Genomic DNA, 26,413 nt, shown 5'->3' with positions numbered 1-26,413 from the left:
TTCGCCCGGTGGCCGTGTTCGCGGGGGATCAGCTGAATGCCATGTCGCTGTCTTGATGGATCTGCATCCGGGGGATGCGGGCGGGGCAATTGCCATAGGCCTGTTCGACCCGGACCTCGATACAGGCCTGCGCCGTCGGCCAGAGCGCGGCGGCTTGCGGATCGGGCAGGGCGATGGTGGCAATGCCGTTCAGGCGCGCCCGGCGCTGATGTTCGAAATCCATGAACAGCATGCCGATATGTGGATTGACCCGGATATTGCCCAGCGAATTGTAAAGCCCGTTGCCGCTGAAATCGGGAAAGATCAGTTTTTGCGCATCCAGTACCTTCAGCGCCGGCAGGGGCCGGCCCGCAAGGCTGTATTCCCGGCCGCGAAAGCTGCAATCGCAATGACCGTCGCGATTTGCCGTGGCGATAAAGAAAAACGGCTGCGCCTCGATGAACCGCGCCAGTGCGGGGCTGATCCGGGACTGTATCATCGCCGCCAGATTGGTCTCGTTCCAGTGATAGGGGTCGGGGAACCGTTCCCGCATATCCAGTTCGCCGTCATGTCCCAACGCCCGGTCGGGCACCGCGCCAAGGTCGTCTTGCATGGTTGCGTCCTCTGCCAGCTCCCGCTAAACCTACCGATAGGTAGCTTTAGCTATCTAGCGGTAGTTTTTTGGGGCGGCAATGGCAAAGACCACACGCGATGCGATCATCGTCGAGGCGCGGGCGATGTTCCGCGATCTGGGATATGCGGGGTTTTCGATGGGCGAGCTGGCCCGGCGCGTGGGCGTGCAGAAAGCCAGTCTCTACACCCGCTTTTCGGGCAAGGACGAATTGGCGCGTGCGGCGCTGAGCCTGACCCTGTCGGAACTGACCGCCATCGCGGCGCCGGGGCCGACCCTCTGCATGCGGTATCGCGCGCTGCTTGAGGGGATCGCGGATTATCTTGGCGGGGCAAAGCGCTGTATCGGGATGCATCTGTTATATGATGGCGCGGGCGATGATGGGATCGTGACCGCGAACCGGGCCTTTTTCGACGAATTGCTGGCGCTCTGCCGCGCCGTGCTGGCGACCGGGCTTGCGGCCGAGGTCGCCGAAAAGCTGGCCGAGGACAGTCTGGGCGCCCTTGAAGGGGCGACGATGTGGTTGATCCTGAACGACGATCCGGCGCCGATGCAGCGCGCGATCGACAGCCTGCTGATCACCGTTGCCGCACTTGTTGCGGATGCAGGGGATGGCGCGGGCGATATCGGTGCGGGCGATGCCGCTGGGGATATGGGGGATGCGGCGCGGATCATGTCGCGCTATCCGGCCGAGATCCGCAGCGGCTCTGAGGCTGAAAGAAAGCTTGCCGCCGATGTGGCGCGGCTGGAGGGTGAACTTTTGACCGCGCGTGCCGCGCTGGCCGGACAGATCGCGGCGGAAAGCTGTTTCCTGTGACGGGTCGTTGCCGGGGGACGGACAGGGCGGTCCGCGCCGATTGAACGCTTATTCAGCCGCACGGGCCTGTGTTATCATAAAGGGCACTGTTCATTTTCATGAGGAGTGCCTTTCGATGCCCTACAAGCTGCATTTCGTTGAGAAGCCGGGTGATCGGCCATTCTATTCATATATGGTCACCGGATTTGCGCCGAATATTTCGGTCGGTGATCTCGTCCAGCTGCCAGTCAACGGCAGGCCAATGGGATTTCGCATCTCGTCCGTGCTGCATCGTTTGCCACCCGATGGGGACGCGGAAACATTTTACGATTGCGACCCTGTCCAGGGCTGAGCCGGATATGGCCCGGTCCCCGGAATTGATCGCAGGTCGCAAAGGACGCCCCTTGCAACGAAAAAGGCCGCCCCTTTCGGGACGGCCAATTTCTCGCCAAAGGCGGATGATTACATCATCCCGCCCATGCCGCCCATGCCGCCCATGTCGGGCATGCCGCCAGCGGCGCCCTTGGGTTCCGGCTTTTCGGCGATCATGGCTTCGGTGGTGATCAGCAGGCCGGCCACCGACGAGGCGTCTTCCAGCGCGGTGCGCACGACTTTCGCCGGGTCGATCACGCCGAACTTGAACATGTCGCCATATTCTTCGGTCTGGGCGTTGAAACCGAACGACTTGTCGCTCGACTCGCGGACCTTGCCGGCCACGACAGCGCCGTCGACGCCTGCGTTTTCGGCGATCTGGCGCATCGGGGCCTCCAGCGCGCGACGGATGATCGCGATGCCGGCGTCCTGATCCGAGTTCTCGCCTTTCAGGCCTTCCAGAGCCTTGCCACCCTGAACCAGCGCCACGCCGCCACCGACGACAACGCCTTCCTGAACCGCTGCACGGGTTGCGTTCAGCGCATCGTCAACGCGGTCCTTGCGCTCTTTCACTTCGACTTCGGTCATGCCGCCGACGCGGATCACGGCAACGCCGCCGGCCAGCTTGGCCACGCGCTCTTGCAGTTTTTCCTTGTCGTAGTCCGAGGTGGTTTCCTCGATCTGCTGACGGATCTGGCTGACGCGGGCTTCGATCTCGGATTTTTCACCGGCGCCATCGACGATGGTGGTGTTGTCCTTGTTGATCGAAACTTTCTTCGCACGGCCCAGCATGTCGGTCGTGACGTTTTCCAGCTTCATGCCCAGGTCTTCCGAGATGACCTGACCGCCGGTCAGGATCGCGATGTCCTGAAGCATGGCCTTGCGGCGATCGCCGAAGCCCGGGGCTTTCACGGCCGCGATTTTCAGACCGCCGCGCAGCTTGTTGACGACCAGCGTGGCCAGGGCTTCGCCCTCGACATCCTCGGCGATGATCAGCAGCGGCTTTTGCGACTGGATCACGGCCTCGAGCAGCGGGACCATCGGTTGCAGCGACGACAGTTTCTTTTCGTGCAGCAGGATATAGGCGTCTTCCAGTTCGGCGACCATCTTCTCGGGGTTGGTCACGAAATAGGGCGACAGGTAGCCGCGGTCGAACTGCATGCCCTCGACGACTTCGACGTCGGTATCCAGGCCCTTGTTCTCTTCGACGGTGATCACGCCTTCATTGCCCACGCGCTGCATGGCGTCGGCGATGAAGCGGCCGATCTGGGCTTCGCCATTGGCCGAAATGGTGCCGACCTGGGCGACTTCGTCGCTGTCGTTCACCGGGCGCGAGGCGGCCTTGATGGCCTCGACGACCTTGGTGGTGGCCAGATCGATGCCGCGCTTCAGGTCCATCGGGTTCAGACCGGCGGCGACCGATTTCAGGCCTTCCTTGATGATGGCCTGGGCCAGCACGGTGGCGGTGGTGGTGCCGTCGCCAGCCTCGTCATTGGTGCGCGAAGCGACTTCGCGGACCATCTGGGCGCCCATGTTTTCGAACTTGTCGGCCAGCTCGATTTCCTTGGCGACCGAAACGCCGTCCTTGGTGATGCGGGGGGCGCCGAACGATTTGTCGATCACCACGTTGCGGCCTTTGGGGCCCAGCGTGACCTTCACCGCATCGGCGAGGATGTTCACGCCTTTCAGCATGCGGTCGCGGGCGTCGGTGCCGAACTTGACTTCCTTAGCAGCCATTTGGCTTCTCCTTGAAATGTGTTATCGGGAAAGGACGATCAGGCGATGATGCCCAGGATGTCGCTTTCCTTCATGATCAGCAGCTCAGCGCCGTCGATGGTGACTTCGGTGCCCGACCATTTGCCGAACAGCACGCGGTCGCCGGCCTTGACCGAGGGGGCGATCAGCTCGCCCGAATCCTTGCGCGCGCCCTCGCCAACGGCGACAACTTCGCCCTCGGCGGGTTTTTCCTTGGCGCTGTCGGGGATGATCAGGCCGCCCTTGGTCTTTTCGTCCGACTCGACGCGACGGACCAGAACGCGGTCGTGCAGCGGTTTGAAAGCCATTATGGAACACTCCGGTGTTTCAGGTTGCAGTGTCTCGTTGTTGTCACTCACATCCGGTGAGTGCCAATGCCGAACATCTAGGGGCCGTATCCGGGGCTGTCAACGGCTGGGGATGGCGAAATTTGGCGGCGAAATCCGCTTGACGGGGATTCCGCCCGGCGGCTAGGCCAAGACTGGCCGGTCGGTACAAAAGCGGATGAGGGCGGGTTTGGACAAAGGTTTGAAAGTCTTGCTCATCGCAGAGGCCGCCAATCCCGAATGGGTTTCGGTGCCGCTGGTGGGCTGGTCGCTGGCCCGCGCGCTGCGCGAGGTGGCCGATGTCCATATCGTCACCCAGATCCGCAACCGCGACGCGTTCCTGCGCGCCGGCCTGATCGAGGGGCGGGATTTCACCGCCATCGACAGCGAAAAGATCGCCGCCCCCCTGTGGCGCGCGGCCGAACGGCTGAGCATGGGCAAGGGCGTCGGCTGGACGATCAAGACCGCCGTCTCGACGCTGGGCTATGGCTATTTCGAGCGGCTGGTCTGGCGCGCCTTCGGAGAGGATATCCGGGCGGGGAAATACGATCTGGTCCATCGCATCACGCCCTTGACGCCGACCGCCAACAGCCGCCTTGCGCCTCTGTGCCGGCGCGCGGGGGTGCCGTTCGTGCTGGGGCCGCTGAATGGCGGCGTGCCATGGCCCAAGGGGTTCGATGCCGAGCGGCGGCGCGAAAAGGAATGGCTGTCCTATATTCGCGGCATCTATAAGGCGCTGCCGGGGCGGGGGGCGATGCTGCGCGATGCTGCCGCCATCATCTGCGGCTCGTTGCATACGCGGGGCGAGATCCCGGCCAGGTATCAGCCCAAGACCGTCTGGCTGCCCGAAAACGCCATCGACCCGGCACGTTTCAGCCTGACCGCGCCGCAGCCGGGGACGCTGCCGCTGCGGGGCTGCTTTATCGGCCGGCTGGTGCCCTATAAGGGCGCGGATATGGCGATCGAGGCGGCGCTGCCCTTGTTGCGTCAGGGGGCGCTGGTGCTGGACATCATCGGCGACGGCCCGCAGGCCGACCACCTGCGCGAGCTGATCGCGCGCGAAGGGGTGGGCGATGCGGTCACCCTGCATGGCTGGCTTGAGCATGCTCAGGTGCAGGCGGTGGCGGCGCGGGCGCAATTGCTGGTCTTTCCGTCGGTGCGCGAATTCGGCGGCGGGGTCGTGCTTGAGGCGATGGCGCTTGGCGTGGTGCCGGTGATCGCCGATTACGCGGGGCCGGGCGAGCTGGTCGATGACACGACCGGGTTTCGCGTGCCCATGGGCAGCCGCGCCCAGCTGGTCGCCGAGCTGCGCGAGCGGTTGCAGGCCATCGCCGCCAATCCGGGCGTGCTGCCGGATATGGCGCGGGCCGGACAGGCGCGGGTGATGCGCGATTTCACCTGGGCCGCCAAGGCCGCACAGGTGGAACGCATCTGGCGCGCGGTGATCGCCGAGGCGCCCCTGCCGCAAGAGCTGCCGGTGCCGCCGCGCTAGCGGCCGGGCTGGCGCCACGCGCGCGCGCATGCCATGCTGCACGCAGGAGTTGCCGGAAAGGATCCCATGCTGCTGAAACGGACCGTGACCGCCCTTTTTGCCGCGCTGGCGCTGGCCTTGCCCGCCGTTTTGCCCACCGCCTTGCCGGCCGCCGCGCAGGAATGTGCTGGGCAGAACCTCTTTGAGGCGATGCCCCCCGCGCAGCTGGCCGAGCTGCGCGCCGCCACCGAGGCCGTGCCCTATCATCGCGGCCTGTTCTGGCGGGCGGAAAAGGGCGGCATGCGGGTCACGCTGATCGGCACCTATCATTTCGCCGATCCCCGCCACGATCTTGCCATGGCCCGCTTTGGCCCCGAGATCGACCGTGCCGGCGCCCTGCTGGTCGAGGCCGGCCCCGAGGACGAGGCCAAGCTGGCCAAGGCGCTTCAGGACGATCCGGCGCTGATCGTGAATGCCAGCGGGCCGACCTTGCCCGAACGGCTGACGCCCGAGGAATGGCGGACGCTTTCCGTGGCGCTGGAACAGCGCGGGCTGCCCGATGTCGTCGCGGCCAAGCTGCGGCCGTGGTATGTCGCGGTCATGCTGGGGATTTCGCCCTGCATGATGCGCATTGTCGAGGAACGGGGCGATGCGGGCGGGCTTGACCATCTGCTGATCGAAAAGGCCCGGGCCGCCGATGTGCCGGTCCGGGCGCTCGAACCATGGGATACGGTGCTGACGCTGTTCACGGGCATGTCGCTGAGCGAAGAAGAGGACATGATCCGCACCGCGATGCCCGCGGCGGAATATGCCGATGATTATGCGGTGACCCTGTCGGATGCCTATTTCGCGGGGGAAAGCTGGCTGATGTGGGAATTCGGCCGCTTTGACGCCTATGCCAATTCGGGGCTGGGCCGGACCCAGGTCGACCAGCAGATGCAGCTGGCACAGGACCGGCTGATGGACCGGCGCAACGAGGGCTGGATCGCCCCGATCGAAAACGCCGCCGCCGCGGCCGGCGTTCAGGGCAAGGCCATCGTCGTCGGTTTCGGCGCGCTGCACCTGCCGGGCGAGCATGGCGTGCTGCGGCTTTTGGAACGTGCGGGCTGGACCATCAGCCCGATCAATGTGGAGGGGATCGGCAATGGCGGATGAGCTCTGGCGCGAGGAACGGGAATTCTGGCTTGGCGGCGTGGCCGAGACGGCGCGCAAGATCGACCCGGCCTGTGTGATGGTCTTTGCCAATACCGGCATCCTCGACCGCAGCGGCGTGATCGCCGCCCTGCAATCGGTGCCGCGCTGGCAGGAAATCACCATGACCGACCGCGCCACGGTGGAAACCGACGAGGTCTGTCTTCTGGCCTATCGCGCGACGCTGCGCCGGGCGGGGGCGGATGCCTTCCGGGCGCTTTGCACCACCACCTGGATCCGGCGCGCGGGCGACTGGCGGATCATCCAGCATCAGCAGACGCCTCTCTGATGCTGCGCGATCTGTTGCGGCACAGCCGCTTTCTGATCAGCTTTGTGATCGGGCTGGCGCTGGGGCTGGTCAATTACCGCATGGAAATCATCGACCGGGTGCTGATCTTTTCGGTCGGCTTCAACCTGTGCTTTCTGATCCTGTCGGCGCTGATGGTGCGCAACTGGGATTCCGACAGCCTGCGCGACCGCGCCGATGAGGATGACGAGGGCATGCCGGTCATCGTCGTTTTGGCCACGGCTGCGATCCTGACCAGTCTGGTGGCGATTCTGATGACCATCCAGAACCCGCATTCCGGCTTTGTGCTGCGCCCGGCGCTTGCCATCGTGTCGGTGCCGCTGGGCTGGCTGATGGTGCATTCCATGATGGCGTTCCATTATGCCAGCCTGTGGTATGCGCGCGACGCCCATGGGCATATGGCGCGCGATCTTGGCTTTCCGGGACTGGCCGATGATCAGGACGCGCGGCTTTGGGATTTTCTCTATTACAGCTTTACCATCGGCCTTGCCTCACAGACCGCCGATGTGACCACGCTCAGCACCCGGATGCGGAGGCTGACGCTGTTTCATTCCAGCTTTGCCTTTTACTACAACACCGTGGTGCTGGCGCTGGCGGTGAATGCTGCGGCCTCGCTGGGTTGATAGACATTTGCCCCGCGCGCCCCTATAAGGCGCGCGAATTTTCCGACAAATCCTCAGGGGATCCCCATGATCAAGGTATTCGGCCACAAGGCCCCCGACACCGATTCGACCGGCTCGCCCATCGTCTGGGCCTGGTATCTGTCCGAAATCCGCAAGGAGCCGGCCGTGGCCGTCCTGCAAGGCGAGCCCAATACCGAGGCCGCCTGGATGCTGGGCAAATGGGACCTGCCCAAGCCGCAGATCATCGCGGATGTGGCGGCGGGCGACAAATGCGTCATCGTCGACACCAACAACCCCGCCGAGCTGCCCGATTCGATCAATGATGCCGAGGTGATCGAAATCATCGACCACCACCTGCTGGCCGGCGGCATCAAGACCCGGCTGCCGATCAACATCACCATCCGTCCGCTGGCCTGCACCGCGACCATCATGCACGACCTGATGGGCGACGAGGATCTGGCCCGCGCGCCGCGCGGCATCAAGGGCGCGATGCTGACCTGCATCCTGTCGGACACGCTGGAATTCCGCAGCCCGACCACGACGCCGCATGACCGTTTCGTGGCCGAAAAGCTGGCCGCCGATCTGGGTGTCTCGATCCCCGATTTCGCCGCCGAGATGTTTGCCGCGAAATCCGATGTCAGCGCGTTTGCCGACGATGCGCTGTTGCGCATGGACAGCAAGGAATACGAGCTGGGCGGCAAGCAGCTGCGCGTCTCGGTTCTGGAAACCACGGCGCCCAAGGTGCTTTTGGACCGCAAGGCTTCGCTGATGGCCGCGATGCCCGGCGTTGCCGCCGCCGATGGCGCCGACGAGGTGCTCTTGTTCATCGTCGACATCCTGAACGAGGAAGCCACGCTGCTCGTCCCCAATGACTTCGTCAAGCAAGTGGCCGAGAAAAGCTTCGGCGCGACGGTGGCGGGCGATACCGTGGTGCTGCCCGGCATCATGTCGCGCAAAAAGCAGATCATCCCGGCGCTGGCCGTCTGAGGAAACGCCCCATGACGCAGATCATCAATTCGCTGGCCGAGATCGCGGCCGATTACGACGTGCTGTTCTGCGACCTGTGGGGCTGTCTGCATAACGGCGTCGCGCCCTATCCGGCCGCGGTCGCCGCCTTGCAGGACTTCCGGGCCGGGGGCGGGCGCGTGGTCTTGATGACCAACGCGCCGCGCCCCGCGCCCTATGTGCAGGCCCAGTTGCAGCGCATGGGCGTGCCCGAGGACGCCTATGACCTGATCGTCAGCTCGGGCGACGCGGCGCAGGATGCGATGTTCGCGGGCGCCGTGGGGCGCAAGGTCTGGGCCATTGCCCAGCCCAAGGACGAAGGGTTCTTCACCGATATCCCGGCCGAATGGCGGGACGCGCCGGCGATCACCCGGGTGCCGCTGGACCGTGCCGAGGGCATCGTCTGCTGCGGTCTTTTCGACGATCTAACCGAAGTCCCCGAGGATTACCGCGCCCGCCTGATGCTGGCGCGCGAGGCGGGGCTGCCGCTTTTGTGTGCGAACCCGGACGTGATCGTCGATCTGGGCGACAAGCGGCTTTACTGCGCGGGGGCGCTGGCCGAACTTTACGAGGATATGGGCGGCACCTCGCTTTACTTTGGCAAGCCGCATCCGCCGATCTATGACATGGCGCGGCGCAAGCTGGGCCTGCCCGAGGATACGCGCTATCTGGCCGTGGGCGACGGCATCGCCACCGATATTCCGGGCGCGGCGGGCGAGGGGATCGATGCGCTCTTTGTCAGCGGCGGCTTGGCGCATGACCAGTTCGGCCCCGATGTCGAACATCCCGATCCGGCCATGCTGGACGAATGGCTGGCGCTGCGTTCCGAAAATCCGCGCTATAGCATCGGCCGGCTGCGCTAGGCCGGCTGGGCCAGGCCGGGGGCGCGCGCCGGACCCGCGCGGCCATGCGGCCCTGGGGCCAGGGTGCTTGCAACCTGCAACCGGGCGCGCGATATGGTCCAACGTACGCGGCGCGTCGGCATTTTCGCCGCCGCGCCGTCAAATTCGACTGATCGGGCCGCTTGCCGGCCCAGCGGGGGTGGCGATTGCGCATCCATCACGACTGGACCGGACTGCCGGCCGATGCGCGGGGCGCCAGCGTCGCCATGGGCAATTTCGACGGTGTGCATCTGGGCCACCGTTCGGTGATCGACACGGCCCGCGCGGCCTGCGACGCGCCTTTGGGCATCATCACCTTTGAGCCGCATCCGCGCGAATTCTTTGCCGGCGATGCCGATGCGCGGCCCTTTCGGCTGATGAATGCCGAATCGCGGGCCAACCGTCTGGCGCGGCTGGGTGTCGATCATCTTTATGAGCTGCCCTTCAACGCGGTCATGGCCGGTTTCGGCCCGGCCGATTTCGTGCGTGAGGTGCTGGTCGCGGGGCTGGGTGTGCGTCATGTCACCGTGGGCGCCGATTTCTGCTTTGGCCGCAAGCGTTCGGGGAATGCCGCGACGCTGATCCAGCTGGGCGAAGCGGCGGGCTTTGGCGTCACCATCGCGCCGCTGATCGGCGACGGGCGGGTCGAATACAGCTCGACCGCGATCCGTGAGGCGCTGGCCGAGGGGCGCACCCGCGATGCCGAACGCATGCTGGGCCATTGGCATCGCATCGATGGCGCGGTGCTGCATGGCGACAAGCGCGGCCGCGATCTGGGCTATCCGACGGCGAATATGGCCGTGGACGGGCTGCATCTGCCGGCGCTTGGCATCTATGCGGTGCTGGTCGATGTGCTGACCGGCCCGGAACGCGGCAGCTACAAGGGCGTGGCCAGCCTTGGCGTGCGCCCGATGTTCGACGGCAAGCGCCCCAATCTTGAGGTGCATATCTTTGATTTCGCTGGTGATCTTTACGATCAGCATCTGTCGGTGGCGCTGGTCGAATATTTGCGCCCCGAGGCGAAATTCGACAGCCTTCAGGCCCTGATCGAACAGATGGACCGCGACAGCGCGATGGCGCGCGACATTCTGGCGGCCCGCTGATGCGCGCGCGGTTCTGGGAACTGCCGCTGGCCGATCTGGACAAGCCCGAATGGGAGGCGCTCTGCGACGGCTGCGGCAAATGCTGTCTGAACAAGCTGGAATTCGAGGATACGGGCGAGCTGGCCTTTACCCGCGTCGCCTGCAAGCTTCTGGACGATCAGACCTGCCAATGCACCAGCTATGCCAATCGCCATGACTTCGTGCCCGATTGTGTGGTGCTGACGCCGCGCAAGCTGCGCGAGATCGCCTGGTGGTTGCCGGCGACATGCGCCTATCGGTTGCGCGCCGAGGGCAAGCCGCTCTACGACTGGCATTATCTCGTTTCGGGGGATCGCGAATCGATCCATCGGGCCGGGATGTCGGTGCGCGGCTGGACCATCAGCGAGCTGACCGTGACCGAGGATGACTGGGAGGATTATATCATCGAGGACCTGTCATGAATTTCGCCTCGGACAATGCTGGCGGCGTGCATCCGCGGATCATGGCGGCGCTGGCCGCCGCGAATGCGGGCCATGTGCCGGCCTATGGCACCGACCGCATCACCGCCGCCGCCCAGGACCGCCTGCGCGAAGCCTTTGACGCCCCCGAGGCGGCCGTGCATTTCGTGCCCACCGGCACCGCCGCCAATGCGCTGGCGCTGTCCTTGATGGCGCCGGGCTGGGGCAAGGTCTTTTGCCATCAGGACGCCCATATCCAGACCAGCGAAACCGGCGCGCCCGAATTCTTTACCGGCGGTGCCAAGCTGGTTCTGGTGCCCGGCACCGGCGGCAAGATCACCCCCGAGGCGCTGATCGAGGCGCTTGAGGCCAATGGCCGCGATTCCGTTCATGCCGGGCGCAATGTCGCGTTGTCGCTGACCAATGCGACCGAATGGGGCACGGTCTATGACCCCGACGAGGTGGCGGCGCTGGCCGGCATCGCCCGCGATCACGGTCTGGCCGTGCATATGGATGGGGCGCGCTTTTCCAATGCGCTGGCCTCGCTGGATGTGGCGCCGGCCGATCTGACATGGCGTGTCGGGGTGGATGTGCTGTCGCTCGGCGCGACCAAGAACGGCTGCATGGCGGTCGAGGCGGTGGTGATCTTTGACCCGGCCCTGTCCGAGGAGCTGGAGTTCCGGCGCAAGCGCGGCGGCGCGCTGGTTTCCAAGCATCGCTATCTTGCCGCGCAGATGCTGGCCTGGCTCGAGGGGGATCTGTGGTTGCAGATGGCCAGTCACGCCAATGCCATGGCCCATGAGCTGGCCCTTGGGTTGGCGCGGCTTCCGGGGGTGCGCATTGATCAGCGCGTGGCCACGAACCAGATTTTCGCGACCATGCCGCGCGCGCTCTATCAGCGCGGGCTGGCTGCGGGAATTTCCTGCCATCTGTGGCCGCATACGCAAAGCGCGGATGGCGACGCGGACGAGCCGGTTTCGATCCGGCTGGTCTGTGGCTGGGACACCGGGCTTGACGATGTAACCGCCGCGCTGGCGGCGTTGGCTTAGCTGGCTGGGGCCTTAGCAGGCTGGGGCTTGGCCGGTCGGGGCCAGCGCCCGCGCCAGAAGCGTCAGCGCGTGATCGACCGTCGCCCGGCGCACCTGCGCGCGACCAAGCGGGCCGAACTCCACCGTCTCGGTCCGCGCGCCCCGGGCATCGGCGATGCCGAAACAGACCCGGCCTTCGGGCTTGTGCTCAGAGCCGCCGGGGCCGGCGATGCCGGTCACCGCAACCGCGATGCCGGCCCCCGACCGCGCCAGCGCGCCTTGCGCCATTTCGGCGGCGATTTCCTCGCTGACCGCGCCATGGGCGGCCAGGGTTTCGGGGCGGATGCCCAGCATCTCGATCTTGGCGGCGTTGGAATAGGTGACAAAGCCCCGGTCCACCGCATCCGAAGATCCGGCCACATCGGTCAGCCGCCCGATGATCATCCCGCCCGTGCAGCTTTCGGCGGTGGCGATCATCACGCCCCGCGCGCGCGCCAGATCAAGCACCTTTGCCGGGTCGCTCACAGCATCGGCTCCAGCACGGCATGATAAAGCCCGGCCAGCATGACCGAGACCACGCCCGCGAAAAGCCCCGCCCAGAGATCGTCCAGCATGACGCCCGCCGCGTCGCCCCGCCGGTCGGCCCGTCCGACCAGCCAGGGTTTCCAGATGTCGAACAGCCGAAACAGCAAAAACGGCACCACGAATGCCGGCCAGGCGTCAAGAATGGCGACCCCGTGCCGCCAGAGCGGGATCACGGTGAAACACATGGCCAGCCATTGGCCCGCGACCTCGTCGATGACGATTTCCGACGGATCCTTGTCGGCGCTGGTGGCGATGGCACGGGGCACCGCCCAAAAGCCCAGGCCCGCCGCGAGCAGGGTGGCGATGGGCAGAAACCAGCCCGCGCCGGCCTGTGCGATCAGCACGGCCAGCACGACGGCCGCCGCCGAACCCCAGGTGCCGGGCGCCGGGCGCAGCCGGCCGATGCCGAAAAAGGTGGTGATCATGGTGACCATGGCGTTTCCTATTCCCTGATCAGCGTCGCGGTGGCGATGGCGGCGATGCCTTCCTCGCGCCCGGTAAAGCCCAGCCGTTCCGAGGTGGTGGCCTTGACGCTGATGCGGTCGGGGGCGATGCCGGTGATCTCGGCCAGCCGCTCTGTCATCGCGGGCGCATGCGGGCCGATCTTGGGGCGTTCACAGACAAGCGTCACATCCACGTTCGAGATGCGATAGCCCATGTCCCGCGCCAGCCCGGCGGCATGGCGCAGGAAGATATGGCTTTCCGCCCCTTTCCATTCCGGGTCCGAGGGTGGGAAATGCCGCCCGATATCGCCCTGGGCCAGCGCGCCATAGATGGCGTCGGTCAGCGCATGCATGCCGACATCGGCATCGGAATGGCCCAAAAGCGCCTTGTCATGCGCGATCCTGACCCCGCAGAGCCAGACATGATCGCCCTCGGTAAAGGCATGGACATCATAGCCATTGCCCAGACGTATATCCATGGCATCCCCCGGATTGCGTTCCCCCGGAATGCGCCCGGCCAGAATGCGTTCGGCGCGGGCGAAATCGGGCGGATAGGTCAGTTTCAGATTGTTTTCGTCGCCCGGCGTCACTGTGACGGGCAGGCCGGCGGCCAGCGCCAGTTCGACATCGTCGGCCGCGCCCTGCGGATGGGCGCGATGCGCGGCCAGAATGGCGTCCAGCGCAAAGCCCTGGGGCGTCTGGGCGCGGAAAAGCCCGTCGCGGCTGGCGGCGGCGGTGACGCGGCCCCCTTCGGCGCGCCAGAGCGCGTCTGAGACCGGCAGGGCGGGCGCCGCGGCGGGCGCGCCGTCGCGCAGGGCGGCGACGACGCCCGCGATGACCCCGGCCGGGACCAGCGGGCGGGCGCCGTCATGGATCAGCACATGGGTGACGCCGCTGCCCTCGAGGCTTTCGAGCGCGGCGCGGACGCTGTCGCTGCGGCTCGCGCCGCCCGCGACAAGGGTGACCGGGCCGGACAGATCCGCGATGCCACGGGGCATGTCCTCGGGGGCCAGCGTCACCACCACGCGCGGAAAGGCGGAAAAGGCCGCGATGCTGCGCGCCAGCACGCTCAGCCCGGCCAGATCGCGCCATTGCTTGGGCGGTCCGTCCCCGGCGCGGGTGCCGCGCCCGGCGGCGGTGATGATGGCGGCATAGCGCGCGGGTATGGTCGTGCCCTGGGTCATGGCCGCCAGCTTTAGGCGAGCCCGCCGCGCGAGGCAATCGCCGCGATTGCCACCGAAACGCGCATGCAGCCTTGGCCGCCCGGCCCGGTTCTGCGTATAACTACGCCGACCGCCCGCCAAGTCCGGGCCCATGATCGCGCCAAAGGATGCCGCCATGACCGATGCCACCGCCACCGATCTTTCCAAGGATGCCGCCGCGACCGCCGCCGTCGCGCTGGTCGAGCCGGGTATGCGGCTGGGCCTTGGCACCGGCTCGACGGCGGTGATTTTCGTGCGCCGTCTGGCACAGCGGGCCGCGGCCGAGGGGCTTGCGCTGCGCTGCGCCGCGACATCCAAGGCCACGGCCCAGCTGGCGGCTTCTCTGGGCCTTCGGGTCGAAGAGCTGGACGATATCGGCTGGCTCGATCTGACCATCGACGGTGCTGATGAGGTTGACCCCGACCTGAACCTGATCAAGGGCGGCGGTGCCGCGCATCTGCGCGAAAAGATCGTGGCCATGGCCTCGGACCGGATGGTGGTGATCGCCGATCAGGGCAAGGTCGTGGACCGGCTGGGCCAGTTCCACCTGCCGGTCGAGGTGATCCCCTTTGGCTGGCAGACCACGCGCAAGCTGATCACCCGCGCGCTGGACGCGCTGGACCTCGGCCAGCGGCCGGTTCTGCTGCGCCAGCGCGACAATAAGCCGCTTTTGACCGATGAGGGGAACCTGATCCTCGACCTCGCGCTTGAGGCGATTCCCGATCCGCAGGCGCTGGCCGATCGGCTGTCGCGGATCGCGGGGGTGGTTGAACACGGGCTTTTCCTGAATATCTGCCATGTTGCGATCATCGGCCGTCCGGACGGCTCGGTCGTGGAACTGCAACGCGAGGATTTCGAATGAATTTCGACTATGACCTTTTCGTCATCGGCGGCGGCTCGGGCGGGGTGCGCGCGGCGCGCATCGCCGCCAGCGAATATGGCGTCCATGTCGGCCTGGCCGAGGAATCGCGGATGGGCGGCACCTGCGTCATCCGTGGCTGTGTGCCCAAGAAGCTGATGATATTCGCCTCGCAGGCGGGGGCCATGGCGGCGGAATCGCGCGGCTATGGCTGGCCCGAGGCGCAGTCGGGGGATTTTGACTGGCCGCATTTCCATCACAAGCTGGAACGCGAGCTGGACCGGCTTGAGGGTGCCTATACCGGCGGTCTGCAAGGCGCCGGGGTCGATATTCACAAACAGCGCGCCCGCATCCTTGACGCCCATACCGTCGAGCTGGCCGACGGGCAGCGCATCACCGCCAAGCATATCCTGATCGCCGTGGGCGGCCGCCCGCAGCTTCCGGGCATTCCGGGACAGGAACTCGGGATGATCTCGGACGATCTTTTCACCATGGAGCGCCTGCCCGGGCGGGTGCTGGTCGTGGGCGGCGGCTTTATCGCCTGCGAATTCGCCACCATCCTCAAGGGGCTGGGCAGCGATACCGTGCTGGCCTATCGCGGCGATGCGGTGCTGCGCGGTTTCGACGACGAGATGCGCCGCCACGTCACCGAACAGCTGCGCATGATCGGGGTCGATCTGCGGCTGGGCGCCGCGCCCGAACGGCTGGACCGCGAGGGCGCGTCCTCGGTGCGCGTCACCTTCAAGGATGGCAGCAGCGAAGTGTTCGAAGCGGTGATGTTCGCCACCGGCCGCGCCCCCTATACGCAGGGGCTTGGGCTGGAAGAGCTGGGCGTCAAGCTTGGCCGCAAGGGCGAGATCGTGGTGGATGAATGGTCGCAGACCTCGGTCCCGTCGATCTATGCGGTGGGCGATGTGACCGACCGGGTCAACCTGACCCCGGTCGCGATCCGCGAAGGCCACAGCTTTGCCGATACCGTTTTTGGCGCCAAACCGCGCAAGGTCGATCACAGCCTGGTCGCCAGCGCCGTCTATACCCGCCCGCACGAGCTTGCGACCGTGGGCCTGACCGAGGAACAGGCGGCGGCGCGCGGCCCGGCGGATGTCTATGTCGCCAGCTTCCGGCCGATGCGCTCGCTATTCGGCGGCTCAGAGGTGCGGGCGGTGATGAAGCTGATCGTCGAGACCGGGACCGACAAGGTGCTTGGCTGTCATATCTTTGGCCCCGAGGCGGGCGAAATGATCCAGATGGTCGCCATTCCGATGGGCATGGGCGCGACCAAGGCCGATTTCGACGCGGCGATGGCCGTGCATCCGACGCTTGCCGAAGAGCTGGTGACGATGCGCAAGCCCACGCGCCGCATCGGCGGTGACAATGCTGACAAAGCGGTGGTTTCGGCTTGAATTTCAGGCCGAAACCACCAGTTTCGAAAACAACCCTGACACAGGATGAGGCAAGAGTTTAATGGCGGGACAAGGCCCTTGGGGCGGTGGCGGAGATGACGGCAAGGGCGGCAGACAGCCGCCGCAGGGGGGCGGACGCCCCTGGGGCAATGCCGGGGGCGATCAGGGCGGCGACGATCAACAGCCGCAGGGTCCACGCCGCGGCGACCAGATGCCCGAGATCGAAGAACTGGTCCGCAAGGGTCAGGATCGCCTGCGGGTGCTGATGGGCGGCAAGGCCTCGGGCAACGGCCAGCGTCCCGGTGGCGGCGGTCCGCGCCGGCCGCAGGGGCCGCAGTTCCAGCTGGGCCGGGGCGCATGGGGGCTGATCGGGCTGGGCGCCGTGGTCGTCTGGTCCTTCATGTCCTTCTATACCGTCGACGAGGGCGAGCGTTCGGTCGAGCTTTTGTTCGGCCGGCCCTATGCCATCGGCACGCCGGGTCTGAACTTTGCGCCCTGGCCGGTCGTGACCAAGGAAATCGTGCAGGCCACCGGTGAGCGCGTGACCGAGATCGGTCTGGGGCAGGGTGGTCCGATGGATAGCGGGCTGATGCTGACCCGCGATCAGAACATCGTCGACATGGGCTATCAGGTGGTCTGGAACGTCTCGGACCCGGAACAGTATCTGTTCAACCTGGCCGATCCGCAGGGCACGATCCGGGCCGTGGCCGAATCCGCGATGCGCGACATCGTGGCGCGTTCGGAACTGGCGCCGATCCTAAACCGCGACCGCGAAACCATCCGCGCCGAGCTGCAAGAGGCCGTTCAGCGCACGCTGGACCTCTATGAGGCGGGGATCAACATCGTCCGGGTCAACCTGGACCGCGCCGACCCGCCGCGCGAGGTGATCGACAGCTTCCGCGAGGTGCAGGCCGCCCAGCAAGAGCGCGACAGGCTGGAAAAAGAGGCCGACGCCTATGCCAACCGGGTGCTGGCCAGCGCGCGCGGTGAAGCCGCCGCCGTGATCGAACGCGCCGAGGCTTACCGCGCCGAGGCCGTCAACACCGCCGAGGGTGAGGCCGCGCGCTTCAACTCGGTCTATGACGAATATGTCAAGGCGCCCGAAGTGACGCGGCGCCGGATGTATCTGGAAACCATGGAAAGGGTCCTGGGCAGCGTGAACAAGGTCATTCTGGACGGCGAGGGCGGTCAGGGCGTGGTGCCCTATCTGCCGCTGGATCAGCTGCGCCCGGGGACGGGCACGGCCCCGCGCGGCACCAGCGAAGGGGGGACGAACTGATGAAACGTTTCCTTTCGACGCTGGCTCTGCCGGCGCTGGTGGTGATCGCGGTCCTGATCTTCAGCTCGATCTATATCGTCGATGTGCGCGAACGCGCGCTGGTGCTGCGTTTCCGCGAAGTGGTGACGGTACGCGAAAATCCCGGCCTTGGCATCAAGGTGCCGCTGCTGGATTCGGTGGTCAAATACGACGCCCGGATCCTGGGCCTGCCGACCAGCCCGATGGAGGTCACGCCGCTGGATGACCGCCGTCTGGTTGTCGACGCCTTTGCCCGCTGGCAGGTGGTCGACGCGCAGCGCGTCTATCAGGCGACGCAGGGGCTGGGCCTGCCGCGCGTGCAGGAGCGGCTGGATTCGATCATCAACAGCGCCATCCGCCAGGTTCTGGGCTCTGTTCCCTCGACCACGGTGCTGTCGGATGACCGGACGCCGCTGATGAACCGCATCCGCGATCTGGCCCGTTCCGAGGCCGAGGATCTGGGCGTGCGCGTCATCGACGTGCGGCTGACCCGGACCGATCTGCCGGAACAGAACCTGACCGCGACCTATGCCCGGATGCGCGCCGAGCGCGAGCGCGAGGCCGCAGACGAGATCGCCCGCGGGGGCGAGGCCGCGCAGCGCGTGCGCGCCGCCGCCGACCGCACCGTGGTCGAGCTGACCTCGGAGGCGCGCAAAAAGGCCGAGGTGGTGCGCGGTGAAGCCGATGCCCGCCGCAACGCCATCTATGCCGATGCCTTTGGCCGCGATCCCGAATTCTTCGCCTTTACCCGTTCGATGACCTCGTATGAGCGGTCGTTGCGCGGGGAAAACAGCGCGCTGGTGATCCAGCCCGAGGGCGAATTCTTCGACTATCTGCGCAGCGACGGTTCGGACAAGGCCAATCCGGTTCCACGCCCGGCCAGCCCCGAGCAGAGCGCGCAGGCGGACGAAGCGGGGGCGGACACCGCCCCGGCCGGGACGGCAAGCGATGCCGCGACCGGCGTCGCCGAAGAGGCCGTCGCACCGACCGAAACCAACCGCGATGGCCAGCCCTTGGGCGCCGCCGCCGGGGTCACGCTGACGCCGATGCCGGAATCACTGGCCAGCCCGCCGCAGGAGGAGCCGGTCATCGCGCCCGCGAACTGAGCGGGGCGAGACATGAAAGGGGCCGGACGTTTTGTCCGGCCCCTTTCTCGTGGACGATGTTGTCGGGGAGATACAGTGATTTTAGAGGACAAAGCCGCCACTACTCGATGATGCCCCAAATCCAAAAGTTGTTTATTTTTTCTTTCGGAACCTTAATATTCCACATGAGGCCAAGAGGGGAAGGGGCATGAAAATTAGAGGTACCCTGTTCGTTGATTTTGCGTATGGAGACAAGCGAAGGGATAGGGCTAGCGTGAAAAGCATCGTTGCTGATCTTAATTTGCCCTATGATCCAGCGAGGGATCGTTACAAGCAGTTTCGAGCAGCAATGACCTCTCTTGAGGAGGGAAAAATTTCACCTAGAGATTTTTTAGATCTTCATTCAAGGGTATCTGCAAATAAGTCCTCTGGTTATAAGATTTTGTGCCAAAACTACCTAGATTTAAAAGAGGATCACGCGCTCATTTGGCAAGGGCATAGCCCTCTTGATGTGGAAATTTTTGGCCTACACGTTACAACTTCGTGGTACTTGCGCACGGAAGCGAACAACCAAAGAAGAATTATTTTTCTACATTTCGGCAAAGAGCAGCTACCTCGAAAGAAAGAGCGAGGGTTGCTTACTCTGCTACAATTGTCAAAGCCAGACTCGGCAGGGGTCGGAATCCTCAATATTCAGTCTGGGACATTGATAACTGCAACGCGACGAGACCAAAATGAAGTTGATTACTTGTATGAGCGCGCTGCAAAATTTATGACTCTCGCTCAAGACCTTTAGGCTGATGTTTGAGGGTTTTAGCGCCGCTGGAGTGCTCGGCTCTTCACGTTAATGGCAAATTGCCCTGAATTTATATGCCGTGTTGTGCCTAGATTAAAAGCTAAGCAATGTGGCTGTCGGCCTGCCTAGGATCTTCATATGCGGTTTCAGTGCCGGCCGGTTTCCGGCCTGGCTGGAGTTCCATGTTCGGCACTGCCCTGCGGCGCGGCTTCGGTTCCGCCCGCGGATCCGCCATTGCGGGCATCGTCATCGGCGATCTCGCGCTGCCATTCGCGCCAGATCGAAACCAGCAGCGCCATCAGCACCGGGCCGACGAACAGCCCGACGATGCCCATGGTCTTGACCCCGCCGATCAGCCCGAAAAAGGTCGGCAGAAACGGCAGCTTGACCGGCCCGCCGACCAGCAGCGGGCGGATGGTCTTGTCGACGATGAACAGCTCGCAAGTGCCCCAGATGAAGAGCCCCGCCCCGGCTAGCGGCGATCCGCTGGCCACCAGATAGGCCGAAACCAGTGTGAAACTGAGCGGCGCGCCGCCGGGGATCAGCGCCATGAACCCGGTCAGGACGCCGAATGTCACCGGCGAGGGCACGCCCGCGATCCAATAGGCGGTGCCCAGAATGACGCCCTCGCCAATGGCGATCAGCGTCATCCCGGTCACGGTCGAGCTGATCGTGGCGGGGACGACGCGCGACAGCCTGCTCCAGCGTTCGGGCAGGATGCGGCGGCCGACCTGATCGATCTGGGCCACGATCTTGTCGCCGTCACGATACAGGACGAACAGCGTGATCAGCATGAAAAGCAGCGTCAGCGCCAGGTGAAAGGTCATGGTGCCGGCGGTGATCGCGCCGCGATAGATCGCCCCGATATTCGAGCCGCTGACCAGCTGCACGATCTCGCTGATGCCGCCGGGGCGGCCGATATAGGTCTGCCAGCTCTTGTCGAACCAGTCGCCGATATGGGGCAGGCCGGCTAGCCATGCGGGCGTCGGTGCGCCCATGCCGTTGACCATGATCGCCCAGCTGATCCAGTCGCGCAATTCGCGGAACGCATAGGCCAGCGCCATCGCGATCGGAACCAGCAGGAAACAGACCAGCACCAGCACCAGAAGCGCCGCGGCCCCCGTCCTGCCAAGCCCAAGCCCGAAGGCCGCGCGGTCGCGGATCGGCCAGCTGGCCAGCGCGATCACCGCCGCCGCAAGGACCGGCACCAGAAAGCCGTGAAAGAAATAGATCGAGGCCGCCACGATGGCCAAAAGCAGCCAGCGCGCGGCCGAGACATTGGTGACCAGCGGCTGGCGATAGACCCGCAAGCCGACCTGATTGGGCCGGCCCCCGCGGGCGGGCGTGCCGTCCGGCGCGGTGGCGCCGGCGCTTTCCGGCAAGTTGCGCGTATTCATTCCTGTCGACCCCGGCCCGGCCTCTGCACTTCGGTTGCGTCACGAGACAGCAGTTCCGCCCCGGCTGCAAGCGGCAATGCCATCCGACGCCATCGCGTCGGCGTCGCACCCAGTCTAGCAGCATCGCGTGTCAGCGTCATGTCACTCTGCGTCGCACCGTCCGGTGTGGGGGATGGCGGGCCGCGGCGCAAAGGCCGCTCTGGACTTTTGGTGCAAGTCACGATCAGTTCATCCTCCGAGAGCGTGGTTCATTTGCAACGGGGTCGCAAATCCCCTTGAAAGTGAGCAGATTGTCGGGACGCGGACACGGGTTCCGGCACGACAGGAGGCAGATCAGATGAACAAGACTTCACCCCGTTACCTTTTGACCGCATCGGGGCTTGCATTGCTATTGGCGCTGTCACCGGCCCTGGCCCAGCAATCGGCGACGGCCGACACGGCCCAGGCTGCGGCCAATCAGAACGAGCCGCTCAAGGCGCCGGAAAGCCAGGCCCGCCGCCAGCAGGTGATGCCCGAAAGCTTTGCCGACCTGGTCGAACAGGTCAGCCCCGCGGTCGTCAACATCACCACCACCGCCACCGTGTCCACGCCGCTCGCGCGCGGTCCGCAACTGCCCGAGGGCAGCCCGTTCAGCGATCTTTTCCGCGAATTCGGCTTTCCGGGCCTGCCCGATGGCGGCAACCCGTTTGGCGGGCCGCAGGGCGAACAGCGCTCGAACGCGCTGGGATCGGGTTTCGTGGTTTCGGCCGATGGGCTGATCGTGACCAACAACCACGTCATCGACGGCGCCGATGAGATCGAGGTCGAATTCTTTTCGGGCACGAAACTGCCCGCGAAGGTCATCGGCAAGGATGACAAGACCGATATCGCGGTGCTCAAGGTCGAAAGCGACAAGCCGCTGCCCTTCGTGAAATTCGGCGACAGCGATGTGGCCCGGGTGGGCGATTGGGTGCTGGCGCTGGGGAACCCGCTGGGTCAGGGGTTCTCGGCCTCGACCGGGATCGTGTCGGCGCGCAACCGGGCGCTGTCGGGCAGCTATGACGACTTTATCCAGACGGATGCGGCGATCAACCGGGGCAATTCGGGCGGTCCGCTGTTCAATATGGATGGCGAGGTGATCGGCGTGAACACCGCGATCCTGTCGCCCAATGGCGGCTCGATCGGGATCGGCTTCTCGATGGCCTCGAACGTGGTCAGCAAGGTTGTCGAGCAGCTTGAGCAATTCGGCGAGACCCGGCGCGGCTGGTTGGGCGTCAAGATCCAGCCGGTGACGCAGGATATCGCGGAATCGCTGGGCCTTGCGGATGCCAAGGGCGCGATGGTCACCGATGTGCCGGCCGGCCCCGCCGCCGATGCCGGCATGAAGGCGGGCGATGTCATCACCAGCTTTGCGGGCGGCGCGGTCGAGGATCCGCGCGAGCTGGTGCGCCGCGTGGCCGATGCGCCGGTGGGCGAGGCGGTCGATGTCACCGTGCAGCGCGACGGCAAGCCTGTCGAGCTGAAGGTGACGCTGGGCCGGCGCGAGCTGGCCGAAGGCACCGGCAGCGTCGACAATACCAGCGAAAGCGCAAGCGACCTGATGGGGATGACCGTGGCACCGCTGACGCCGGAAATCGCGGCGGAGCTTGGCGTGTCGCGCGACATGGCCGGGCTGGTCGTGCAGTCGGTCGATCCCAAAGGCGCCGCCGCCGACAAGGGGCTGACGGCGGGCGATGTGATCACCGAGGCCGGTCAACAGCCGGTGACCTCGCTGGCGGATCTGCAAGCGCGCATCAAAGAGGCGCGCGATGCCGGTCGCAAGTCGATCCTGTTGATGGTGCGCCGTGCGGGCGAGCCGCGTTTTGTCGCCCTTCCGGTGGCGAGCTGAGGGCGCGTCGCGAAACAAGAAAAGGGCCGGGAAAATCCCGGCCCGTTCCAGAGATGGGGCGCCCGTGTGGCGCCCCTTTTTCGTTGGGCTTACTGGCCCGCGCCTTCGGCCGGGGCGGCGGCGGGGGCCGCAGCCGGGGCGGGGGTCGCAGCCGGGGCCGGCGTCGCGGGGGTCGCGGCGGGCGCAAGGTTCTTGTTGGCTTCGACCAGCGCGGTCATGCCGGCGGTAAAGCCCGACAGCGACATCGGCAACTGAACCAGCCCGTCCTTTTTCGAGCCGAAGGGCAGGACCGAGATGGTCGCCTTGTTGCCGCGTTTCAGCGGGCCCAGCTCGGCCTCGGCCAGACCGATGCGCGAGATGCAGCCGACCTGCGCGCAAAGCATGAAGGGATAGCGCGCAACCTTGTCGCTGTCGATTTGCAGGCCAAGCCCGGCCTGAAGGTCGGTTTCCAGCGGCGCGATAAAGGTGATCACGGCCTGAACCTCGCCGGTCATCGGAATGACCGAAGCTTCGGCGACGGGCGAATTGTTCTGATCGCGCAGCAGCTGGTAAAGCTCGCAGGGGTCGTTGCCGCTTTCGGTTTTCATGCAGCGCAGCGTCCAGGCGCCGTGGGTTTCCTTGGCATAGGGCTGGCCGATCTGCGGCGCGGCCGGGGTCGCCGGGGCAGCGGCTGCGGGCGCGGCTGCGGCGGGTGCCGTGGCGGCGGGCGCGGGGGCCGCAGGGGCCTCGGCGGCGGGGGTCGCGGCAGGCTGCTCGGGGGAGGTCGCGGCGGTTTGCGCCGTCGCGATGCCAACGCCGCCCGCAAGGGTGAACAGTGCGGCGATGAATGCTTTGGACGTCTGTTTGGCCATGGTTATCTTCCTTTGGTCCATGCTTCGCACCCGCCATTAGCATGCCGTCCCGGCCTTGTCAGCGCGGATCGCCGTCACTCTTGTTCAAAGCACGGTGCGCAGGGGGGCGACCCCCGGGAATGGCGCGAAAACAGGTGCGGAAAAGCGGGTTCCGGCCGGATCCGGCACCAGGACAGGCATGTTCCAGCCGCTGCGCGCCACGACGGTCGCTGATTCCGGGACAGGGCTGTGGGCTGGGGTTTGGAGGGCGGGGTATCGGGGGCGGGACCAAGGGACCCGGGGCGTAAGATAGCGGCCCCGGATCCCCGGTTTTCCTTCCCTGCCGGACTGGCCGGTCATCATTGCGCCAGAAGCTAGGCCCCCCCATCCAAGGCGTCAACTGTACTAATCGTCAGGTTGTCCCGGTTTTGAACTATACAGTCTGGACGGGCTGTCGGGGGCATATTTGCCCGGATCTGCCGAAAAAAAAGGCCGCGCCCAAGGGGCGCGGCAGTCCAACAGGGAGGAAGCCGGCACCCGCTTTCGCAGGCGACCGACAGGTTCAGACTGGCACAAAAACGTTACGGTTGTATTGTCCTTTTGTACCGCTGTTGCATTTTTTTGCCGATCCGAGGAGGAATGATGAAACAAACCGTCGATCTGGGCGCCGGAACGGTTTTCGTTGGCGGCGGGGGCGCGAATTACGCGGTCCCGCAGGAATTGCTTCTGAAATATGCCAACCGCCACGGGCTGATCGCGGGGGCGACCGGGACCGGCAAGACCGTGACCTTGCAGACCCTGGCCGAATCATTCTCGCTTGCCGGGGTGCCGGTCTTCATGGCCGACGTGAAGGGCGATCTGGCGGGCATCGCCAAATCGGGCAGCGCGGATGCCAAGCTGCACGAGGTCTTTGCCAAGCGCGCCGAACAGATCGGCTTTCAGCTGGAATACCAGGGTTTTCCGGTCACCTTTTGGGATGTCTGGGGCGAAACCGGTCATCCGGTGCGCACGACGCCCGCCGAAATGGGGCCATTGCTGCTGTCGCGTCTGCTGGATCTGACCGATGCGCAGGAAGGCGTGCTGAACATCGCGTTCCGCGTCGCGGATGAACAGGGGCTGGCGCTTCTGGATCTTGAGGATCTTCAGGCAATGCTGGTCTGGGTCGGGCAGAACGCCAAGGAGCTGAGCCTGAAATACGGCAATGTGTCGACCGCCTCGGTGGGGGCGATCCAGCGCGCGCTGCTGGTGATGGAGAATCAGGGCGGCAACCGGCTGTTCGGCGAACCGGCGCTGGAGCTTGCGGATCTGATGCGGCTGGACGGCGCGGGTAAGGGGATGATCAACATCCTGTCGGCCGAAAAGCTGATGAGCGCGCCGCGCCTTTACGCGACATTCCTGCTATGGCTGATGTCCGAGCTGTTCGAGCAACTGCCCGAGGTCGGCGATCCCGACAAGCCGCGCATCGCCTTTTTCTTTGACGAGGCGCATCTTCTGTTCGACGACGCGCCGCCCGCCTTGGTCGACAAGATCGAACAGGTGGCGCGGCTGATCCGCTCGAAAGGGGTAAGCCTTTGGTTCATCAGCCAGAACCCGGCCGACCTGCCCGAATCGGTGCTGGGACAGCTGGGCAACCGCATTCAGCATGCCTTGCGCGCCTTTACCGCCAAGGATCAACAGGCGCTGCGTCTGGCGGCGCAGAACTATCGCCCGAACCCGGATTTCGACACTGCCGAGGCGATTCAGGCGGTCGGCACGGGCGAGGCGGTGACCTCGCTGCTTGAGGCCAAGGGCGTGCCGGGCATCGTGCAGCGCACGCTGATTCGGCCGCCGCAATCGCAGCTTGGCCCGATCACCGATGCCGAGCGCGCGGCGCTGAACGCGGCTTCGCCCATGGCCCAGAAATACGGCACCACCCTGGACCGCGACTCCGCCGCCGAATTGTTGGCTCGCCGCGCCGATGAGGCGGCCCAGCAAAGCGCCGCGGCCGGCGCCAAGGGCGCGGATGACGATCTGTGGCAGATGGACCGCGAATTTACCCGCGCGCGGCGCTATGATCCCGGTGTCCAGATCCGCACCGAAGAAAAGGCCGCGGAAAAGGCGGCGGCCCGACCCGCCGCGCGCCGGTCCGATTCGATGATCGAGGCCTTTGGCAAAAGCTTTGCCCGGCAATTAGGCACGAAAAGCGGACAGGCGCTGGTCCGGGGCGTTCTGGGTTCGCTGTTCAGGGGAAAGTAAAGGCCGCGTGAACGGGGCGCGGGGCGGCTTCGGCCGTCTCGGCCAGGATCGCGATCAGCACCATGATATGGCGTTGCATGTCGTATTCGGCATGCCCGTCGCGCCGTGCCGCGTCCAGGCGCGCCTCTTCGGCATGCAGCCGGTCCAGCGCCGCGCCGGGGGCCGGCAGCACATCCGATTTCAGCAGTCTGCGCAGGTGGCGGCGGCGATTCCAGCCCGGCAAACCGGCGCGCGCGGCGCTGACCAGAAGCCTGGGGCGGCGCAGGCGCGGCTGGCCCAGACGCGGTTCAAAGGCGATCACATTGCTCATCATCGTCATGGTGTTCCCTCGGCGAAATTCGTGATGTCGCAAGTATCGACAACCTGAACGTGTGTTGCGTTGCGGCGTGATGCTGCGCGCGGCTTGGCAAGGAATCTTTAGTAATTGTTAGCAAATATTGCCGCATCCCCATCGGGGCCTGCGGCCTTTTCGCGGGGCGAAAACAACCCATAGGCGAGCGTCTGCCCGT

General features: G+C 65.5%; 27 protein-coding genes. 18 read left to right on the top strand and 9 right to left on the bottom strand.

Annotated features, from left to right (window positions below):
- Positions 1 to 28: 28 nt before the first annotated feature.
- Complete coding sequence (locus tag ACFOMH_RS13670) at positions 29 to 592, bottom strand: pyridoxamine 5'-phosphate oxidase family protein (protein ID WP_377745100.1); 564 nt, start codon at positions 590 to 592, stop codon at positions 29 to 31.
- 79 nt (positions 593 to 671) lie between these two features.
- On the opposite strand from ACFOMH_RS13670, the gene ACFOMH_RS13665 reads away from it, so the two are divergent.
- Together ACFOMH_RS13665 and ACFOMH_RS13660 are read left to right on the top strand one after the other, a co-directional pair.
- Positions 672 to 1,427 (top strand): TetR/AcrR family transcriptional regulator, encoded by a 756-nt coding sequence (locus tag ACFOMH_RS13665; protein ID WP_377745099.1) that lies wholly within the window; start codon positions 672 to 674, stop codon positions 1,425 to 1,427.
- A gap of 115 nt (positions 1,428 to 1,542) precedes the next feature.
- A complete protein-coding gene (locus tag ACFOMH_RS13660) occupies positions 1,543 to 1,758 on the top strand; it encodes a hypothetical protein (protein WP_377745097.1) in 216 nt (71 codons plus the stop codon).
- Between the two features lie 110 nt (positions 1,759 to 1,868).
- Here ACFOMH_RS13660 and groL read toward each other — a convergent pair whose 3' ends face one another.
- Complete coding sequence (gene groL / locus ACFOMH_RS13655) at positions 1,869 to 3,515, bottom strand: chaperonin GroEL (protein WP_374421937.1); 1,647 nt, start codon at positions 3,513 to 3,515, stop codon at positions 1,869 to 1,871.
- A gap of 38 nt (positions 3,516 to 3,553) precedes the next feature.
- Positions 3,554 to 3,841, bottom strand: a complete 288-nt coding sequence (gene groES, locus ACFOMH_RS13650; protein ID WP_374421939.1) for a co-chaperone GroES — start codon at positions 3,839 to 3,841, stop codon at positions 3,554 to 3,556.
- Between the two features lie 196 nt (positions 3,842 to 4,037).
- On the opposite strand from groES, the gene ACFOMH_RS13645 reads away from it, so the two are divergent.
- From ACFOMH_RS13645 to ACFOMH_RS13605, 9 genes are all read left to right on the top strand, one after another.
- Complete coding sequence (locus tag ACFOMH_RS13645) at positions 4,038 to 5,351, top strand: glycosyltransferase family 4 protein (RefSeq protein WP_377745096.1); 1,314 nt, start codon at positions 4,038 to 4,040, stop codon at positions 5,349 to 5,351.
- 66 nt (positions 5,352 to 5,417) lie between these two features.
- Positions 5,418 to 6,485, top strand: coding sequence for a TraB/GumN family protein (locus ACFOMH_RS13640; protein ID WP_377745094.1), 1,068 nt, complete (start codon positions 5,418 to 5,420; stop codon positions 6,483 to 6,485).
- Positions 6,475 to 6,810 carry a DUF4440 domain-containing protein gene (locus ACFOMH_RS13635; RefSeq protein ID WP_377745093.1) on the top strand — a complete coding sequence of 112 codons (336 nt, stop codon included), beginning with the start codon at positions 6,475 to 6,477 and terminating at the stop codon, positions 6,808 to 6,810. Before ACFOMH_RS13640 ends, ACFOMH_RS13635 begins: the two co-directional genes overlap by 11 nt.
- Positions 6,810 to 7,451 (top strand): DUF1345 domain-containing protein, encoded by a 642-nt coding sequence (locus ACFOMH_RS13630; RefSeq protein ID WP_377745092.1) that lies wholly within the window; start codon positions 6,810 to 6,812, stop codon positions 7,449 to 7,451. The genes ACFOMH_RS13635 and ACFOMH_RS13630 overlap by 1 nt, the downstream gene beginning before the upstream one ends.
- Positions 7,452 to 7,517: 66 nt before the next feature.
- The gene (locus tag ACFOMH_RS13625; protein WP_377745091.1) at positions 7,518 to 8,438 is read left to right on the top strand and encodes a manganese-dependent inorganic pyrophosphatase; all 921 of its coding nucleotides are present in this window, start codon (positions 7,518 to 7,520) and stop codon (positions 8,436 to 8,438) included.
- Between the two features lie 11 nt (positions 8,439 to 8,449).
- Positions 8,450 to 9,319, top strand: coding sequence for a TIGR01459 family HAD-type hydrolase (locus ACFOMH_RS13620; protein ID WP_377745090.1), 870 nt, complete (start codon positions 8,450 to 8,452; stop codon positions 9,317 to 9,319).
- Between the two features lie 185 nt (positions 9,320 to 9,504).
- Positions 9,505 to 10,440 carry a bifunctional riboflavin kinase/FAD synthetase gene (locus ACFOMH_RS13615; RefSeq protein ID WP_377745089.1) on the top strand — a complete coding sequence of 312 codons (936 nt, stop codon included), beginning with the start codon at positions 9,505 to 9,507 and terminating at the stop codon, positions 10,438 to 10,440.
- Entirely contained in the window at positions 10,440 to 10,880 is a 441-nt protein-coding gene (locus ACFOMH_RS13610) for a YcgN family cysteine cluster protein (RefSeq protein ID WP_374421953.1), read from the top strand. The genes ACFOMH_RS13615 and ACFOMH_RS13610 overlap by 1 nt, the downstream gene beginning before the upstream one ends.
- Positions 10,877 to 11,926: a threonine aldolase family protein gene (locus tag ACFOMH_RS13605; RefSeq protein ID WP_377745087.1), complete on the top strand. Its 1,050-nt coding sequence runs from the start codon at positions 10,877 to 10,879 to the stop codon at positions 11,924 to 11,926. Before ACFOMH_RS13610 ends, ACFOMH_RS13605 begins: the two co-directional genes overlap by 4 nt.
- Before the next feature lie 12 nt (positions 11,927 to 11,938).
- On the opposite strand, the gene ACFOMH_RS13600 is transcribed toward ACFOMH_RS13605, so the two are convergent.
- Genes ACFOMH_RS13600 through ispF form a run of 3 tightly spaced genes read right to left on the bottom strand, consistent with a single transcriptional unit; the run spans position 11,939 to position 14,117 of the window.
- Entirely contained in the window at positions 11,939 to 12,430 is a 492-nt protein-coding gene (locus ACFOMH_RS13600; protein WP_377745086.1) for a CinA family protein, read from the bottom strand.
- Positions 12,427 to 12,924 carry a phosphatidylglycerophosphatase A family protein gene (locus ACFOMH_RS13595; protein ID WP_377745084.1) on the bottom strand — a complete coding sequence of 166 codons (498 nt, stop codon included), beginning with the start codon at positions 12,922 to 12,924 and terminating at the stop codon, positions 12,427 to 12,429. The genes ACFOMH_RS13600 and ACFOMH_RS13595 overlap by 4 nt, the downstream gene beginning before the upstream one ends.
- An 8-nt stretch (positions 12,925 to 12,932) precedes the next feature.
- The gene (ispF, locus tag ACFOMH_RS13590; protein WP_377745083.1) at positions 12,933 to 14,117 is read right to left on the bottom strand and encodes a 2-C-methyl-D-erythritol 2,4-cyclodiphosphate synthase; all 1,185 of its coding nucleotides are present in this window, start codon (positions 14,115 to 14,117) and stop codon (positions 12,933 to 12,935) included.
- A gap of 154 nt (positions 14,118 to 14,271) precedes the next feature.
- On the opposite strand from ispF, the gene rpiA reads away from it, so the two are divergent.
- The 5 genes from rpiA (at position 14,272) to ACFOMH_RS13565 (ending at position 19,575) form a co-directional block, all read left to right on the top strand.
- Positions 14,272 to 14,997: a ribose-5-phosphate isomerase RpiA gene (gene rpiA / locus ACFOMH_RS13585; RefSeq protein ID WP_377745082.1), complete on the top strand. Its 726-nt coding sequence runs from the start codon at positions 14,272 to 14,274 to the stop codon at positions 14,995 to 14,997.
- Complete coding sequence (gene gorA / locus ACFOMH_RS13580; protein ID WP_377745080.1) at positions 14,994 to 16,397, top strand: glutathione-disulfide reductase; 1,404 nt, start codon at positions 14,994 to 14,996, stop codon at positions 16,395 to 16,397. Before rpiA ends, gorA begins: the two co-directional genes overlap by 4 nt.
- Positions 16,398 to 16,458: 61 nt before the next feature.
- Positions 16,459 to 17,676: an FtsH protease activity modulator HflK gene (hflK, locus tag ACFOMH_RS13575; RefSeq protein WP_374421967.1), complete on the top strand. Its 1,218-nt coding sequence runs from the start codon at positions 16,459 to 16,461 to the stop codon at positions 17,674 to 17,676.
- Positions 17,676 to 18,800, top strand: coding sequence for an SPFH domain-containing protein (locus ACFOMH_RS13570; RefSeq protein ID WP_377745078.1), 1,125 nt, complete (start codon positions 17,676 to 17,678; stop codon positions 18,798 to 18,800). Before hflK ends, ACFOMH_RS13570 begins: the two co-directional genes overlap by 1 nt.
- 253 nt (positions 18,801 to 19,053) lie before the next feature.
- Positions 19,054 to 19,575, top strand: coding sequence for a hypothetical protein (locus ACFOMH_RS13565; protein WP_374421971.1), 522 nt, complete (start codon positions 19,054 to 19,056; stop codon positions 19,573 to 19,575).
- 146 nt (positions 19,576 to 19,721) lie between these two features.
- Here the strand turns inward: ACFOMH_RS13565 and ACFOMH_RS13560 are convergent, their stop codons facing one another.
- On the bottom strand, positions 19,722 to 20,972 hold the full coding sequence (locus ACFOMH_RS13560; protein ID WP_377745076.1) for an AI-2E family transporter: 1,251 nt from the start codon (positions 20,970 to 20,972) through the stop codon (positions 19,722 to 19,724).
- 337 nt (positions 20,973 to 21,309) lie between these two features.
- On the opposite strand from ACFOMH_RS13560, the gene ACFOMH_RS13555 reads away from it, so the two are divergent.
- Complete coding sequence (locus ACFOMH_RS13555; protein ID WP_374421974.1) at positions 21,310 to 22,839, top strand: DegQ family serine endoprotease; 1,530 nt, start codon at positions 21,310 to 21,312, stop codon at positions 22,837 to 22,839.
- A gap of 89 nt (positions 22,840 to 22,928) precedes the next feature.
- On the opposite strand, the gene ACFOMH_RS13550 is transcribed toward ACFOMH_RS13555, so the two are convergent.
- Positions 22,929 to 23,690 carry an invasion associated locus B family protein gene (locus tag ACFOMH_RS13550; RefSeq protein ID WP_377745074.1) on the bottom strand — a complete coding sequence of 254 codons (762 nt, stop codon included), beginning with the start codon at positions 23,688 to 23,690 and terminating at the stop codon, positions 22,929 to 22,931.
- A gap of 621 nt (positions 23,691 to 24,311) precedes the next feature.
- On the opposite strand from ACFOMH_RS13550, the gene ACFOMH_RS13545 reads away from it, so the two are divergent.
- Complete coding sequence (locus tag ACFOMH_RS13545; RefSeq protein ID WP_377745268.1) at positions 24,312 to 25,904, top strand: helicase HerA-like domain-containing protein; 1,593 nt, start codon at positions 24,312 to 24,314, stop codon at positions 25,902 to 25,904.
- Here the strand turns inward: ACFOMH_RS13545 and ACFOMH_RS13540 are convergent.
- On the bottom strand, positions 25,891 to 26,223 hold the full coding sequence (locus ACFOMH_RS13540) for a DUF6477 family protein (RefSeq protein WP_377745072.1): 333 nt from the start codon (positions 26,221 to 26,223) through the stop codon (positions 25,891 to 25,893). The two genes, ACFOMH_RS13545 and ACFOMH_RS13540, sit on opposite strands and share 14 nt — an antisense overlap.
- Positions 26,224 to 26,413: the final 190 nt, after the last annotated feature.

It is taken from the genome of Paracoccus mangrovi, from assembly GCF_042648425.1.
GTDB lineage: Bacteria > Pseudomonadota > Alphaproteobacteria > Rhodobacterales > Rhodobacteraceae > Paracoccus > Paracoccus mangrovi.
The sequence above is the reverse complement of the archived record's forward strand: the minus strand, read 5'-3'. Positions and strand labels throughout refer to the sequence as shown.

Coding starts and splice junctions, on each gene's coding strand:
- ACFOMH_RS13670 (WP_377745100.1), bottom strand. CDS start 592: ATGCAAGACGACCTTGGCGCGGTGCCCGACCGGGCGTTGGGACATGAC.
- ACFOMH_RS13665 (WP_377745099.1), top strand. CDS start 672: ATGGCAAAGACCACACGCGATGCGATCATCGTCGAGGCGCGGGCGATG.
- ACFOMH_RS13660 (WP_377745097.1), top strand. CDS start 1,543: ATGCCCTACAAGCTGCATTTCGTTGAGAAGCCGGGTGATCGGCCATTC.
- groL (WP_374421937.1), bottom strand. CDS start 3,515: ATGGCTGCTAAGGAAGTCAAGTTCGGCACCGACGCCCGCGACCGCATG.
- groES (WP_374421939.1), bottom strand. CDS start 3,841: ATGGCTTTCAAACCGCTGCACGACCGCGTTCTGGTCCGTCGCGTCGAG.
- ACFOMH_RS13645 (WP_377745096.1), top strand. CDS start 4,038: ATGAGGGCGGGTTTGGACAAAGGTTTGAAAGTCTTGCTCATCGCAGAG.
- ACFOMH_RS13640 (WP_377745094.1), top strand. CDS start 5,418: ATGCTGCTGAAACGGACCGTGACCGCCCTTTTTGCCGCGCTGGCGCTG.
- ACFOMH_RS13635 (WP_377745093.1), top strand. CDS start 6,475: ATGGCGGATGAGCTCTGGCGCGAGGAACGGGAATTCTGGCTTGGCGGC.
- ACFOMH_RS13630 (WP_377745092.1), top strand. CDS start 6,810: ATGCTGCGCGATCTGTTGCGGCACAGCCGCTTTCTGATCAGCTTTGTG.
- ACFOMH_RS13625 (WP_377745091.1), top strand. CDS start 7,518: ATGATCAAGGTATTCGGCCACAAGGCCCCCGACACCGATTCGACCGGC.
- ACFOMH_RS13620 (WP_377745090.1), top strand. CDS start 8,450: ATGACGCAGATCATCAATTCGCTGGCCGAGATCGCGGCCGATTACGAC.
- ACFOMH_RS13610 (WP_374421953.1), top strand. CDS start 10,440: ATGCGCGCGCGGTTCTGGGAACTGCCGCTGGCCGATCTGGACAAGCCC.
- ACFOMH_RS13605 (WP_377745087.1), top strand. CDS start 10,877: ATGAATTTCGCCTCGGACAATGCTGGCGGCGTGCATCCGCGGATCATG.
- ACFOMH_RS13595 (WP_377745084.1), bottom strand. CDS start 12,924: ATGGTCACCATGATCACCACCTTTTTCGGCATCGGCCGGCTGCGCCCG.
- ispF (WP_377745083.1), bottom strand. CDS start 14,117: ATGACCCAGGGCACGACCATACCCGCGCGCTATGCCGCCATCATCACC.
- rpiA (WP_377745082.1), top strand. CDS start 14,272: ATGACCGATGCCACCGCCACCGATCTTTCCAAGGATGCCGCCGCGACC.
- gorA (WP_377745080.1), top strand. CDS start 14,994: ATGAATTTCGACTATGACCTTTTCGTCATCGGCGGCGGCTCGGGCGGG.
- hflK (WP_374421967.1), top strand. CDS start 16,459: ATGGCGGGACAAGGCCCTTGGGGCGGTGGCGGAGATGACGGCAAGGGC.
- ACFOMH_RS13570 (WP_377745078.1), top strand. CDS start 17,676: ATGAAACGTTTCCTTTCGACGCTGGCTCTGCCGGCGCTGGTGGTGATC.
- ACFOMH_RS13560 (WP_377745076.1), bottom strand. CDS start 20,972: ATGAATACGCGCAACTTGCCGGAAAGCGCCGGCGCCACCGCGCCGGAC.
- ACFOMH_RS13555 (WP_374421974.1), top strand. CDS start 21,310: ATGAACAAGACTTCACCCCGTTACCTTTTGACCGCATCGGGGCTTGCA.
- ACFOMH_RS13550 (WP_377745074.1), bottom strand. CDS start 23,690: ATGGCCAAACAGACGTCCAAAGCATTCATCGCCGCACTGTTCACCCTT.
- ACFOMH_RS13545 (WP_377745268.1), top strand. CDS start 24,312: ATGAAACAAACCGTCGATCTGGGCGCCGGAACGGTTTTCGTTGGCGGC.
- ACFOMH_RS13540 (WP_377745072.1), bottom strand. CDS start 26,223: ATGACGATGATGAGCAATGTGATCGCCTTTGAACCGCGTCTGGGCCAG.